The sequence below is a fragment of the Streptomyces apocyni genome, assembly GCF_009739465.1.
In the GTDB taxonomy this organism is placed as follows: domain Bacteria; phylum Actinomycetota; class Actinomycetes; order Streptomycetales; family Streptomycetaceae; genus Streptomyces; species Streptomyces apocyni.
On the sequence record NZ_WHOM01000062.1, the window covers coordinates 59,952 to 72,572 of the forward strand.

The 12,621-nt window shown below is 68.3% G+C and carries 14 protein-coding genes, 1 tRNA gene and 3 pseudogenes; 11 read left to right on the plus strand and 7 right to left on the minus strand.

The features are described from left to right. Positions 1-112 precede the first annotated feature (112 nt). Entirely contained in the window at positions 113-577 is a 465-nt protein-coding gene (locus GCN81_RS17805; protein ID WP_156725633.1) for a GatB/YqeY domain-containing protein, read from the minus strand. A 76-nt stretch (positions 578-653) separates the two neighbouring features. Between GCN81_RS17805 and GCN81_RS17810 the strand changes: the two genes are divergently transcribed. From GCN81_RS17810 to GCN81_RS17820, 3 genes are all read left to right on the plus strand, one after another. Then, positions 654-1,583 (plus strand): metallophosphoesterase, encoded by a 930-nt coding sequence (locus GCN81_RS17810; protein WP_156725634.1) that lies wholly within the window; start codon positions 654-656, stop codon positions 1,581-1,583. Between the two features lie 117 nt (positions 1,584-1,700). Beyond that, positions 1,701-1,774, plus strand: a tRNA-Pro gene (locus GCN81_RS17815). A gap of 127 nt (positions 1,775-1,901) precedes the next feature. Continuing rightward, complete coding sequence (locus GCN81_RS17820) at positions 1,902-2,228, plus strand: hypothetical protein (RefSeq protein ID WP_197287695.1); 327 nt, start codon at positions 1,902-1,904, stop codon at positions 2,226-2,228. Positions 2,229-2,377: 149 nt separating this feature from the next. Here GCN81_RS17820 and GCN81_RS17825 read toward each other — a convergent pair. After that, a pseudogene (locus tag GCN81_RS17825) lies at positions 2,378-2,500 on the minus strand (IS5/IS1182 family transposase); the annotation flags it as partial. Between the two features lie 636 nt (positions 2,501-3,136). Beyond that, entirely contained in the window at positions 3,137-4,027 is an 891-nt protein-coding gene (locus GCN81_RS17830; RefSeq protein ID WP_156725635.1) for a hypothetical protein, read from the minus strand. A gap of 308 nt (positions 4,028-4,335) precedes the next feature. Here GCN81_RS17830 and GCN81_RS17835 point away from each other — a divergent pair, with 308 nt between their 5' ends. The 6 genes and pseudogenes from GCN81_RS17835 to GCN81_RS17860 all read left to right on the plus strand — a co-directional run bounded on the left by GCN81_RS17835 (position 4,336) and on the right by GCN81_RS17860 (position 8,262). Then, positions 4,336-4,533 (plus strand): hypothetical protein, encoded by a 198-nt coding sequence (locus tag GCN81_RS17835; RefSeq protein WP_156725636.1) that lies wholly within the window; start codon positions 4,336-4,338, stop codon positions 4,531-4,533. Between the two features lie 180 nt (positions 4,534-4,713). Continuing rightward, positions 4,714-4,865: pseudogene (locus tag GCN81_RS32415) on the plus strand (DoxX family protein); the annotation flags it as partial. 578 nt (positions 4,866-5,443) lie between these two features. Next, complete coding sequence (locus tag GCN81_RS17845) at positions 5,444-5,647, plus strand: cold-shock protein (protein ID WP_156725637.1); 204 nt, start codon at positions 5,444-5,446, stop codon at positions 5,645-5,647. A gap of 248 nt (positions 5,648-5,895) precedes the next feature. Next, positions 5,896-7,407, plus strand: coding sequence for a DEAD/DEAH box helicase (locus GCN81_RS17850; protein ID WP_156725638.1), 1,512 nt, complete (start codon positions 5,896-5,898; stop codon positions 7,405-7,407). 46 nt (positions 7,408-7,453) lie between these two features. Then, a complete protein-coding gene (locus GCN81_RS17855; protein WP_231626798.1) occupies positions 7,454-7,897 on the plus strand; it encodes a CBS domain-containing protein in 444 nt (147 codons plus the stop codon). Between the two features lie 53 nt (positions 7,898-7,950). After that, positions 7,951-8,262: an SCO5918 family protein gene (locus tag GCN81_RS17860; RefSeq protein ID WP_156725639.1), complete on the plus strand. Its 312-nt coding sequence runs from the start codon at positions 7,951-7,953 to the stop codon at positions 8,260-8,262. A gap of 145 nt (positions 8,263-8,407) precedes the next feature. On the opposite strand, the gene GCN81_RS17865 is transcribed toward GCN81_RS17860, so the two are convergent. The 4 genes and pseudogenes from GCN81_RS17865 to GCN81_RS17880 form a co-directional block, all read right to left on the minus strand. After that, entirely contained in the window at positions 8,408-8,767 is a 360-nt protein-coding gene (locus tag GCN81_RS17865; RefSeq protein WP_156725640.1) for a hypothetical protein, read from the minus strand. Between the two features lie 116 nt (positions 8,768-8,883). Next, entirely contained in the window at positions 8,884-9,282 is a 399-nt protein-coding gene (locus tag GCN81_RS17870) for a DUF2267 domain-containing protein (protein WP_231626824.1), read from the minus strand. A 148-nt stretch (positions 9,283-9,430) separates the two neighbouring features. Then, positions 9,431-9,719, minus strand: a pseudogene (locus GCN81_RS32995) (hypothetical protein); the annotation flags it as partial. Positions 9,720-9,865: 146 nt separating this feature from the next. Next, positions 9,866-10,300: an Hsp20/alpha crystallin family protein gene (locus GCN81_RS17880; protein WP_156725642.1), complete on the minus strand. Its 435-nt coding sequence runs from the start codon at positions 10,298-10,300 to the stop codon at positions 9,866-9,868. A gap of 132 nt (positions 10,301-10,432) precedes the next feature. Between GCN81_RS17880 and GCN81_RS17885 the strand changes: the two genes are divergently transcribed. Further along, positions 10,433-11,077: a type III effector protein gene (locus tag GCN81_RS17885; protein ID WP_156725643.1), complete on the plus strand. Its 645-nt coding sequence runs from the start codon at positions 10,433-10,435 to the stop codon at positions 11,075-11,077. An 877-nt stretch (positions 11,078-11,954) separates the two neighbouring features. Then, positions 11,955-12,293, plus strand: coding sequence for a MerR family transcriptional regulator (locus tag GCN81_RS17890; RefSeq protein WP_156725644.1), 339 nt, complete (start codon positions 11,955-11,957; stop codon positions 12,291-12,293). Positions 12,294-12,621: the final 328 nt, after the last annotated feature.

Consider the following 12,621-nt stretch of genomic DNA (forward strand, 5'->3'; position numbering starts at 1 on the left):
GGCGGGGAGCGCCCTCAGCTACGTACACCTGGCAGCCGCGTCGGCCTCATCCAGGGCCGAAACCGAGGCCTCACCCGGAACCGAGGCCTCACCCGGAACCGGACCGCGGCGGTCAGCCCGCGAGGAGCTTCTTCACCGCGGCGGCAACCCGGCCACCCTCAGCCTGGCCCGCGACCTTCGGGTTCACGATCTTCATGACCTGCCCCATGGCACGCGGCCCCTCCGCACCGGCCGCCTTCGCCTCCTGCACAGCCTGCGCGACGATCGCGTCCAGCTCGGCGTCGGACAACTGCTTGGGCAGGTACACGGCGAGCACCTCGCCCTCCGCCTTCTCCCGCTCAGCCTGCTCGGTCCGCCCACCATCAGCGAAGGCGTCCGCGGCCTCACGGCGCTTCTTCGCCTCCTTGCCGATCACCTTGAGCACTTCGTCATCGGAGAGCTCGCGCGCCGACGTGCCCGAGACCTCCTCCTTGGTGATGGCGGTGAGGGTCAGCCGGAGCGTCGACGAACGCAGCTCGTCGCGCTCCCTGATCGCCGCGGTGAGATCTTCCTTCAGCTGGGCCTTAAGCGTGGTCATGGGCTCAGTGTCGCAGGTGCGCCAGTTGCCCCGCCCACTGATTTCCTCCCGCTACCCGGTCTGCAACGATGGGTTCATGCGCGCGCGATACGGAGTACCCCTGGGAATCTCGGCGGCGATGGCGGCCGGGCTCGGTTACGCGATAGGGATCGAGGCCCGTTCCTTCCGACTCCGCCGGGTCACCGTGCCCGTACTGCCGCCGGGCATGCGCCCCCTGCGCGTCCTTCAGGTCTCCGACATCCACATGGTGTCCGGACAGCGTAAGAAGCAGCGTTGGCTGCAGGCGCTGGCGGGGCTGCGCCCCGACTTCGTCATCAACACCGGCGACAACCTCTCCGACCCCGATGGGGTACCGGAGGTCCTGGACGCACTCGGCCCCCTCCTCCAGTTCCCCGGCGCGTACGTCTTCGGCTCGAACGACTACTACGGCCCGAAGCTGCGCAACCCCGCCCGCTACCTCCTGGAGAAGACCCAGGGCCGCCACGGCCTCAACGGCAACGCACCCGCCGTGGGCGTCATCCACAATCCGTGGGAGGGCCTACGCGACGGCTTCGACGCGGCGGGCTGGGTGAACCTCACCAACACCCGCGGCGCCCTGAAGATCGACGGCTACGAGATCGGCCTCACCGGCCTGGACGACCCACATATCAAGCGCGACCGCTACGCGCGCGTGGCGGGCGGCCCAGACCCCGCCGCCGACTTCTCGCTCGCCATTGTCCACGCCCCGTACCTGCGCACCCTGGACGCCTTCACGGCGGACGGCTACCCACTGATCCTCGCCGGGCACACCCACGGCGGCCAGCTGTGCATCCCCTTCTACGGCGCCCTGGTCACGAACTGCGACCTGGACACCCAGCGAGTCAAGGGCCTCTCCGCCCACGAGGCGAACGGCCACACCTCCTACCTCCACGTCTCCGCAGGCTGCGGCACCAACCGCTACACCCCGGCCCGCTTCGCCTGCCCCCCAGAAGCCACACTCCTCACCCTGACCCCCCAACCCGACTGACACCCCACGTCACCCCCACCCCCACCCCCACCCCCAGGAAACCGGATTTCGCCTCCGGCCGCCGGTCCGCTAAAGTAATCGATGTCGCCACGACGCGGTCAGCCGCGCAGGAGACATCGGGGTGTAGCGCAGCTTGGCAGCGCGCTTCGTTCGGGACGAAGAGGTCGTGGGTTCAAATCCCGCCACCCCGACAGTGAAGTACCAGGTCAGGGGCCTGATCCGTGAGAGCGGGTCAGGCCCCTGAGTGGTTTCGGGGCCCTCTGGGGAGTGGCCGGGTAGTGGATCAAGGAAACTCCACTGCCCGGGAACGCCACATAGATGTTCCCTGTGGGTGGAGAGATCAAGCGCGAGGCCGTCGTAGCCCGTCTGTGGCAGGACCACCTGGATGCCGAGTTCCCCGCCAGACTGCGCGGTGCGGAACTGGAGAGCATCGACATGGTGGTGCTCGACGTGGACGTCGTCAGCTGCGTAACGACCTGGCGCAACGGCGGCGGCTCCCCCGATGCAGAGCGCCGCCTGATTCTGCACAACTGCATTACCAAACTCGACAAGGTCCTGCCGCCCTCACGGGCTCGGAAGCGCTCCGGTACTACAAGCGCCTGCACCAATTGGCGATGCTCACCTCGCAGACCGGCCCACACTTGACCAAATGACACGACGCCTAAAATAAGCCAGGCCCCGGTATCCACCTTCGGATACCGGGCCTGGCTGGCTCCATCCGCTCCAGTCGCGCGGAGGATGCGCTGGCTTTGAGGAATGTTGGGGCCCGGGCCCCGGTTTGGGCCCGGGCCGGTCTTGCGCTCGTAGCGGCGGAAGCCGCCCAGCCAGCTCACCGTGCGCTCGACGGTCCATCGGTGTCGTCCCAGGCGAGTGGAGGACTCGGTGCCCCGGCGGGCGATGCGGGGTGTGATGTGACGGGTGCAGAGCCACGACCGATCAGGCATCGGGAGGATGACACTACGGATTCACACTCAAAGCTGCGCGGTTGTATCCAGCCTGTGGGGCGAGAGCCAGCGCGAGCGGTGCTGACGTCGACCTGGCATTTGGACGGTCCCCGATGTCCCCGTGACTCCCCCTGTGATCTGGCACGAGCTCCTCGTCCTGACGTAGAGCGAACTCGACTGCGCTGAAGGGCAGTTGACGGGATCCAGCGCATCCAGTTATGGGAGAAGTCTCTCCAGAGTCACGTCAGCAAGCTGGAACCGATCTTGCTTCGACTCCGCGACCGTGAGTTCCGGCTTCGGCTCACTCAGGTCGCCGAGTTCCTGTCGTGGCCTGACCTGACTGAGCCGCGGCTCGGAGGATCGGTCACCCTTCTGAGCAAGCTTTGCGATCATGCCTTGGACTGCTTGGGGCCTTCGTACGGGACGAGCCGCTGCCGGGGGAAGAGGGCGGCATGGCCTGGCCCGCCGCGTAGAGCATGCGTACAGAGGGGTCATAGAAGGCATGTGCGACATGTGAACCGCCTTCTGATCCGTAGCTCTAGCCGGATCGGTCAGGGACGGCTATGCCGGTCGCTACGTGGCCCGGGAAGGGCGGTAGCGGAGGGCGAGTCACCTGTGCCGACGGCTCTGCCCGATGATGAAGGCGAGTGCGAGGTGGGAGAGGGGCTGTGAAGTGGCGGGGCCCAGGCGCAGTACCCATTCAGGCATGCGGCAGGCGCTCCGGGCCCATGTCACGCCGCGGTCGTCCTTGAACTCGTAGGCACCCCACTTCGTACCGGCGGAAGGTTCGACGGAGCCCACCGGTCTACCGTCAAGAGCCAGCAGCGCGTAGCCGCCGGACGAGTCCTTGCCAGCGCTGCGGATGACGTGCCCGGACACACCGGACGGGTCCCAGACCACCAGTTCCGGCACGGATTTCCCGGCGCTGCGCTTCTCAACCCGGAACATGGGCTGTCCCGCGGGGCCGCGGACCTCCCAGTACGTCACCTTCACTCCAGGCGCAGGAGACGCGGGCTGCGGAAGCGTGACCACCGACGCCGAGCGCCGGCCGTCGGGCGTGTGCGCGCCCGCGCCCGTGACAATCAGCAGGTCCCCAGGGAATCCGGGTTCCGCGAGGAGCCGACGGACGCGCTTTCCTGCCCGGATCTGCTGCTTCGTCAGGGCACCGAACGCGACCAGCCAGAACAACGACGCGGAGACGGGCAGAGCGGCAGCCCTGAGGCCCGGACGGTACGGACCCAACGGGCCGACGCGCACCTCGACGGCGCGTCCCGCGTCGCTCCGGCTGAGGCCGTAGATTCCGCCGGAACCGGTGCCGCCATCGGCGGTGCGCCATGTCCCCGTGCATCTGAGCGGGCTGCGACTGGCTCCCCGATGACACTCGGCGACCTGCGCGGCGGCCCGCTCTCCTGCCAGGAAGGTGTACGTCAGCACCGTGGGCCAGAAGAGTCCGCCGAGCATCGCCACGGCTATCGCGGCACGGAGCAACCGAAATCTCATAGTGCAGCAAACTACAGCGGCGGACCGTCCGGCCCGCGACCTGCGCCGTACGCATCTCCGAGCGCCGCAGTAGTGCGGCTCGCCTCACACCGTGGGCCAAGGACGCCAACGTCAGGGATGTCGCCACTAGTTACCGTCTCGAAGGTGACTCCCAAATCCAGAGCATCGACACGAACAGCAGCACGGCCTACCCGGTCGTCGCCGACCCCAAGGTCAAGTGGGACATCGTCACCGGCACTCTCTGCTTCAACACGGCCGAGCCCAGGAAGGCCGTGGAAGGTGGGGGGTTCCTCACGGCAGCAGCCGCGATGCTCCCGGGAAGCGGCGCCCCGATCGCGGTCACCGTGGCAGGCGGCAGGCTGGTCCACTATTCGTGGGTGAACGACAACGACCCGGTGGGAGGTGCCGTATTCGGTGTCCTGGGGGCCGCGACCATCGGCTCCCTGGTGGCGGGGGCCAGGCACCTGATCCACGCCTTGCGCCAGAAGCACCGTGATGCCTCCTGATCACGGTGCCGTTGGGTCGATTCCCTTCCTTGTGTCCTGGGAACCGGCCCGTCGAGCAACTTGGGAGTCGCCTCCGGCTTCGTGAAGGTCCGTCATGGACCTTCTTCACGCACACCTCTTGCGAGATCAATCAGCCTCCAGTGAACGGACGCTCCGTCAGTTGAAATGTCTGGCGGGTGCATGGTGTGGGCAATCTGGCTCAGTGGCGTCGAGTGGTTCGCGATCCTCCAGATAGGCCTTGGCCTGTGGTGGCTGGAGAGCTGGAGAGCTGGCGGCATAAGGGCAAGAAGGACTGGTTCGTTGGCGGGGGCATCGCCTGGGCGGCTGGCGTGATCACGATGCGGCACAGCTCGCCACTCTGAGCGCGAAGGCCAGGACGTGCCTGGAGCGCGATGTCTACAAGGCTACGGAGAAGGGGGCGAGGTGTGTGGTGAGCGTCCGGATCAGTTCGGGCAGCTCGCGGTCGCGAACGTCCCGGGAGCGGGGCCCGCACGCGCCGTCGAGGACGCCTCAGTGGGAGTGTGCGGAGAGGACTCGTCGGGACCCGCCTCGCGTGCGCAGGTTCCGATGGCCTGCTGGCGCCGCAGTGGTTGACCGCCTCGCTTCCGAAACACCGCATTCGGAGTGCATGAATACCTGTGTTCGCGGTCTGAGGTTTTAGCAGTCACCGCGTGGAGGGTTTTTGTCGGCGACGTACAGGGGAAATGTTCGACGTACGCGGGATACGGTTATGTGCTACTGTCTAGCTCAGTTGCAGTTTTGGTACCCAAAAACTTCAAGCGCCTCCCGTCGGCTGCATGCCGCACGGAAGCGCTTTGTATTTCCGGTCATTTTCCGGGCGGGGCATCATCGCGGCGACACGGCATCCGTACGGTACGGGTGCCGCTGTACTGCCCTAAGGAGATATGACATGGCTGCTGGCACCGTGAAGTGGTTCAACGCGGAAAAGGGTTTCGGCTTCATCGAGCAGGACGGTGGCGGGCCTGACGTGTTCGCCCACTTCTCGAACATCGCCGCCCAGGGCTTCCGCGAGCTCCAGGAGGGCCAGAAGGTCACCTTCGACATCGCGCAGGGCCAGAAGGGCCCGACGGCCGAGAACATCGTTGCCGCCTGACGCTGACGCGTAATACGTAGCTGGGGCCCGCATCCCTCGGGGTGCGGGCCCCAGCTGCATGCATTTCTCAGGGTTCTTACCCGCATCTGCGTCTCTCGCATTTTTTCACGCCAGCTTGCGCCGACAATTCTTTGTCGTGAGCCAAGCTACCTGCTTTCGCATTTCATTCGGCCCGTGCCTGTGATTGCCCACGCTGCTTCTCCGCGTGGGAATTCCTCGATACGCGCCGTATCAAAGGAAGGTTCTGAATGAACCCCACGCGCACGAACAGCCGTTCTTCCCGCACACGTCGCAACGGCGGCCATACATACGACTCGTCCGCTGGAACGGGCCGGGGCGGTCGCTCCGGTTCGTCCACGCAGAATCGCTCGGGAGGTCCGAGCCGGTCGGGCGGATACGGCAGGCGTCCCGCCGCCGTGCAGGGCGAGTTCGCTCTGCCCAAGACGATCACTCCGGCGTTGCCCGCCGTCGAGGCGTTCGCCGACCTGGCCCTGGACCGGCGCCTCCTGGCCGCGCTCTCCGCGCAGGGCGTGTCCGTCCCGTTCCCCATCCAGGGCGCGACGCTGCCGAACTCCCTCGCGGGCCGCGACGTCCTGGGCCGCGGCCGGACCGGCTCGGGCAAGACCCTGGCCTTCGGCCTGGCCCTGCTGGCCCGCACCGCCGGACAGCTCGCTGAGCCCCGGCAGCCGCTCGCGCTGGTCCTGGTCCCCACCCGGGAACTCGCCCAGCAGGTCACCGACGCGCTCACCCCGTATGCCCGCGCCGTGAAGCTGCGCCTGGCCACCGTCGTCGGCGGCATGCCGATCGGCCGGCAGGCGAACGCGCTGCGCAGCGGCGTCGAGGTCGTCGTGGCCACCCCCGGCCGCCTCAAGGACCTCATCGACCGCGGCGACTGCCGGCTGAACCAGGTGTCGATCACCGTCCTGGACGAGGCCGACCAGATGGCCGACATGGGCTTCATGCCGCAGGTCACCGCGCTCCTGGACCAGGTCCGCCCCGAGGGACAGCGGATGCTGTTCTCCGCGACCCTGGACCGCAACGTCGACCTGCTCGTCCGCCGCTACCTCGCCGATCCCGTCGTCCACTCGGTGGACCCCTCCCAGGGCGCGGTCACCACGATGGAGCACCACGTCCTGCATGTGCACGGCGCGGACAAGCAGCGGCTGACGACGGAGATCGCGGCGCGCGACGGCCGCGTGATCATGTTCCTGGACACCAAGCACGCCGTGGACCGCCTCACCGAGGAACTCCTCAACTCCGGTGTCCGCGCGGCCGCCCTGCACGGCGGCAAGACGCAGCCGCAGCGCACCCGCACCCTCTCCCGGTTCAAGACCGGGCACGTCACCGTCCTAGTCGCCACGAACGTCGCCGCGCGCGGCATCCACGTCGACAATCTCGACCTCGTCGTCAACGTGGACCCGCCGACCGACAGCAAGGACTACCTCCACCGCGGCGGCCGCACCGCGCGGGCCGGCGAGTCCGGCAGCGTCGTCACCCTGGTCACCGCCAACCAGCGCCGCGAGATGACCCGTCTCATGGCGGCCGCCGGGATCGTGCCCGAGACCACGCAGGTCCGCTCCGGCGAGGAGGCGCTCGCCCGGATCACCGGCGCGCGGACCCCCTCCGGCGTTCCCGTGACGATCACCGCGCCGCCCTCCGAGCAGCGCAAGCGCGGCACGACCTCGCGCGGCCGGCGCGGTACCGGCTCGGCAGCCCGGCGCTCCGGCGGGCGGAGTTCCGTCGTAGCGGCGGCAGCCTGAGCGCCTCGTGATCCGGAAGCTGACCCATCTCCTCAGGAGGCACGTTGTGACGCTGGTCCAGACGCAGCCCCGCTCGACGCACACCACCACCCTCGTACCCAGGACGGTGGTCGACGCCGTGGACACGGCCGGACTAGTGGACACGGCCGGGCTACAGGTCTGCGACGACATGACCGTCGAGGTGGCCCTGTCCGTCATGGCCGGGGCCCGCACCGGGCACTTGCTCATCTGCGACAACGACGGTCAGTGCACGGGCCTGGTCACCCGGACCCAGCTCACCGCCGTCCGCGACAGCGCCGTCTACACGGACCGGCTCCAGCTGCGCGACCTCTCCGGCGACGGCGGGCCGCTCACCTCGGCCGCCGCCTTGACGACGGGGCGGGTGGTACGTCCCCGGATCGTCACCCCGTCCGTCGTGGGCGAGCAGGACGATGCCCAGGGCGCCCCCGCGCCCGCGCCCGTCCTCGTCCTCGCGCTCGCGCTCGCGTGAACCGCCTCACCACGGCGGAACCACTCCCCTTCTCCTTCTCCCTGTGAGGCATCGTGCGCTGTGTCATCGCCCGCTTTCCGTTCGACCTCTCCAAGAGCGGCGTCCTGGAGACCATGCGGGGCGTGAAGCCGGAGGAAATCGTCGGCGAGTCCGTGATCATCGGCCGCCGCGCCTACCCCGTCAAGCAGGTCGGCCAGGCCATCACACGTCAGGACCGTCGCGACTTCAGTGCCGGTGAAGTCCTCCGCGCCATGACCAAGCTCGGCTTCACCTGTCGCGGCCTTCCCCAGGACACCGCACCCGCCCGCAGCCTCGACGCCCTCCAGCACGCCTCCGCGATGCTCGGCGCCCCGGCAGCGGCCTGACCGTGACTCGCGGGCGAACGTGAGCTGACACTCGGGCAGCCGAGAGGGAGGGCCCGACCGGCACCCGCCGGTCGGGCCCTCTCGCCAATTGGGGGGTGGGCTTCTACTCGCCTATTGGGGGGAGGGCTTCCCCAAGGGCGCGAAGTCAGCTATCGGAGTAGCTGAAGTCGCCCATGGTCCAGGCGCTGACGTCCGCGATCGAGACGCGGTACATCCCGCCCGTCTCCGGGATCCCCACCGTGCCATGAAGGATCCGCGCCATGTGGAAGTGCAGATACGCGGGCGGCCCGTCCCTCCCTGTCGTAGCGGTGAAGACGGCGGAGAACTCTCCCAGGCGGTCGGAGTCCGCCAGGACCTCCGAGACCCGCTGCCTCCACACCGCTTCGGGCGCCAGCCGACCGGTGATGACAGCGCCACCGGTGACCACCGTCAGGGACATCTGATTGCTCTGCCCGGACTCCACCAGCGTGGCAACGTCAACGAGCAACTCGTCAAGCTTCGACATGAGAGCCGATCCTATTCACGGATCGCCCCGTCCCCTCAACCGGTCGTGCCACCGGACGGGAAGGGCCGTCACCGCCTTGCCACGGGAGGCACGCCGCGTAACCGAGGTCGCCATGGTCAGGAGGAGGCGGTCTTGCGCCGTGGCTGGTGGAGTTCGGCTCTCCCGAAGAGGAGGGCGTAGCCGGAGGGGAGCTGGTTGATGATGCGGTCGAGGAGTTCGGGTCCGGCGAGCTGGGATACGACGGAGAGGACGGCGCCGACGTTCCAGCGGGTGGCCGCGGGTGTGCTGTCGGTGCGCTGGGCGAGGTCCTTGACGAACTCCCACCCGGTGAGGGGGGTGACGGTGGGGACCTGGGCTGTGAGGACGAGGGCGGCCTCGACGGGGAGCCGGGCGGCGAGGTCGACGCGTTCGTCGCCGACGAGCTGTCGTCCCAACGCGGCGAGCACGCGCTGGACGGCTTCGTCGGCGCGTTCGAGGGTCGGGTGGGCGCCCTCGTAGCGCACGCGCTCGAGCATGTGGGCGTAGGGCGCCGCGGTGGTGCGGCTCCCGTGGGCGGGTGCTGTCGTGGTCTCGGTCTGAAGAGTCATGTCGGTGGAGATCGCCGTTCTCTTCGGGCCCGGCCCGTGGACCGGGCGGAGCGAACATGTTTCAGGGGGTGTCGGCTTACCAGGGGTGGTGTGGCCGGCCGATGAGGAGGTCGTAGCCGGGTGAGAGCCCGGGTGAGAGCCGCGGGAGTATCCGGGCGGTCGGTTCCTCGCCAGTCGCATTGCCAGTCGCATTGCCGGTCGCGTCTGCGGTCGCGTCTGCGGGGTCGGCGGCGACGCTGAGGACGGGGGCTGACGTCCCAGGCCCAGTCCCAGGCCGCGGTCTGCTCGGTGGCTCCATCGATCCAGGCGGCCGTCGCGCGTACGAAGCGTTCCGGTGCGAGAGGCTCGGTGGCCTGGAGCGCGTTGCGCCATCGCGGTCTCGTCACGACCCCCTTTCGCATACGTGGATGCGGGGAGCGGACGACGGAGGGGCGGAGGGCGGAGGGGCGGAGGGCGGAGGGCGGAGGAGGGGGAAAGGCTTCCGCCCTCCGCTCCCGGTCTTGCCTGCGGCTCAGCCGCTGATCTGCTTGCGGTCGTCGCCCTGGCCGATGGTGATCTTGCGGGGCTTGGCGCGCTCGGCGATCGGGATGCGCAGTGTGAGCACGCCCGCCTCGTAGTCGGCCGTGATCTTCTCGGTGTCGAGGGTGTCGGCCAGCACCAGCTGCCGGGAAAAGACGCCGAAGGGCCGCTCGGACAGTTCCATCTGCACGTCGTCGCCCTTCGCGATGGGGCGGCGCTCGGCCTTGACCGTCAGCATGTTCCGCTCGACGTCGATGTCGATCGCGTCCGGATCGACGCCGGGCAGGTCGAGGGACATGACGTAGACGTCACCCTCACGGTAAGCGTCCATCGGTACCGCGGAAGGCCTCGACCAGGTGCCGGTCGTCCCCAGCATCTGCTGGGCGAGACGGTCGAGTTCACGGAACGGGTCAGTGCGCATCAACATCGCGAAACACCTCCAGTGAGATCAGGCAGTGACTGCCAATGCGCTCGATCTGACTCCGTTGTAACATGTCATCCAAACGACGACAAGCAGGATGTCAACGAATGGACGACATGGCGAAGAGGACGTGATCCTGTGACAGGAGGCAACCAACCGGTCACCTTCCCCGCGACCCTCACCGCCCTGGCCGCGATCGACGAAGCAGTACGGGCAGCCCGGTCCGCGACGACCCCCGACACGCCATCGCACCGCTCCTGCGAGGAAGCGCTCACCGCCCTCCTCCTCCTGCGTGAGCTGCGCGAACAGCTCGCCACATGGGAGCCCGGACTCATCGAGGCCGCCCGGGACGCCGGCGCCAGCTGGGCCGACCTCGCCCACCCCCTCGGCGTCACCAGCCGACAGGCGGCCGAACGCCGCTACCTCCGCGTACGCCCCGGCAACCCCGGCACCACCGGAGAACAACGCGTCCAAACGACCCGCGACCGCCGCGCCGCCGACCGCACTGTCACGGCCTGGGCCCGATCGAACGCCGCCGACCTGCGTCAACTCGCCGGACAGATCAGTGTCCTCGACACCCTGCCCCCGGACACACGGGCCGACCTGTCCGCGGCCCTCGCGAACAGCGACCCCGCCCTGCTCCTCGAACCGCTCGCACGCACCCACGCCCACCTCGCCGCCCTCCCACCCGACCTGGCCACGCGCGTCGACGACCTGACCCGTCGCACCGAAGACCTCCGCGACGAAAGCGACCAACGCCGCTCCCACACCTCACAGCCCTGAACCCGGAACCTCGCAGCGGCCCTACTCGCCCTGGCTTCGCATCACCGTTCGAGGTCGATTACCTGGCTACCGAGCACGCGAAAATCTATGTCGGCTGGAGTAGACATTGGGCGGTGGCGTGGCTATGGTTTCTCTCGTAGCCCAGAGAGACAGACAGGGCCCGGCAGAGACGAACTGCCGGGCAAGCGGTACCAGCAGTACAAGCAGGACAAGTGGTTGCAGTTCGCAGGACGGTGCGGCGGTGGAGTTTCGAAGCCAAGGTTTTCGCAGGACGGCGACGGGACTGACGGCCGGACCGGGTGGCCCGCAGTGATCAGGGGCCGCCATGAGCGGGACCGCGGTTATGTGCAGGTGCGGTACCCGTGAGTGCAGTACGCAGTACCCAGCAGTGAAGTCAGTGAGCAGTACCCCTGGTGAAGGCGTCGGCTGCGGACGCGCGCACTGGGAAGTTCGGCAGTGGGGTTCCAAGCCAGAGCAGACGCAGGACGGGCAACGGGGCTGGCTGCCGAAGGGTGGCGCTGCCACAGGCCACGGAGCAGTTCGCATCACCGGCAGTACCGCAGTACGCAGTACCCGTAGTACGCAGTACCCGCAGTACCCGCAGTAAGTAGTTGATCACCGAGGAAGAACGGAGGAACCCGCGCCATCAGGATCGCCCGGGCGGAAGTCTGAGTCCGGGTACCGCAGGACATCGATAGTGAGGTGGTCTCCGGTCAAGCAACCGCGATCCCCGCAGCCCCGGCAGCAGTCAGGTCGGGCACGCGGACACAGAAGGCCGGCGCAGTATCAGGGCCGGCAGGTGGTGTAGTAGTTCCTTCGGGGCCCTGGTGCCAGTACGGCACCAGGGCCCCTCAACGCGTTTCCCAGAGAGGTGCAAATGACAGCAGATGACTCGTACGGCCGTCTCGACGACGACGACTACCCCGCCTACACCATGGGCAGGGCCGCCGAAATGCTCGGCACCACGCAAGGGTTCCTCCGCGCCATCGGCGAAGCCCGCCTCATCACCCCGCTGCGCTCGGAGGGCGGCCACCGCCGCTACTCCCGCTACCAGCTGCGCATCGCCGCCCGCGCGCGCGAACTGGTCGACCAGGGCACCCCCATCGAGGCCGCCTGCCGCATCATCGTCCTCGAAGACCAGCTCGAGGAAGCCCAGCGCATGAACGCCGAATACCGCCGGGCAGCCGCATCGGCCGAGCCACCGGCCTCAGCCTGAGGCAGTCCACCCGCCGTCGGAACCGACCCACGGGTGCGGCCCGAGAGCCTGGCGGCGGATTACTCGCGAGCAGAGGCCCGCGCGAGGTCCGCCCCCATGTCAGCACTGCGCATGGCCTGGTAGATGCCGTACGCCCGATGCCCGGCCTGCGCGGAGCACTGACAAGTTCACTCCGGCACAGCGGAGCGTCAGTCAGCGCTGTTGGCGCCGACCGGAGAGTTCATGTGCGGAATCGCGCTCAGGGCGGTCCTCCTCCAACGGCAGGAATTCGAACCAGCCCGGGAAAGTACCGGTGCGCTTCTCCTGCGCAGCCCATCGGTGCCCTACT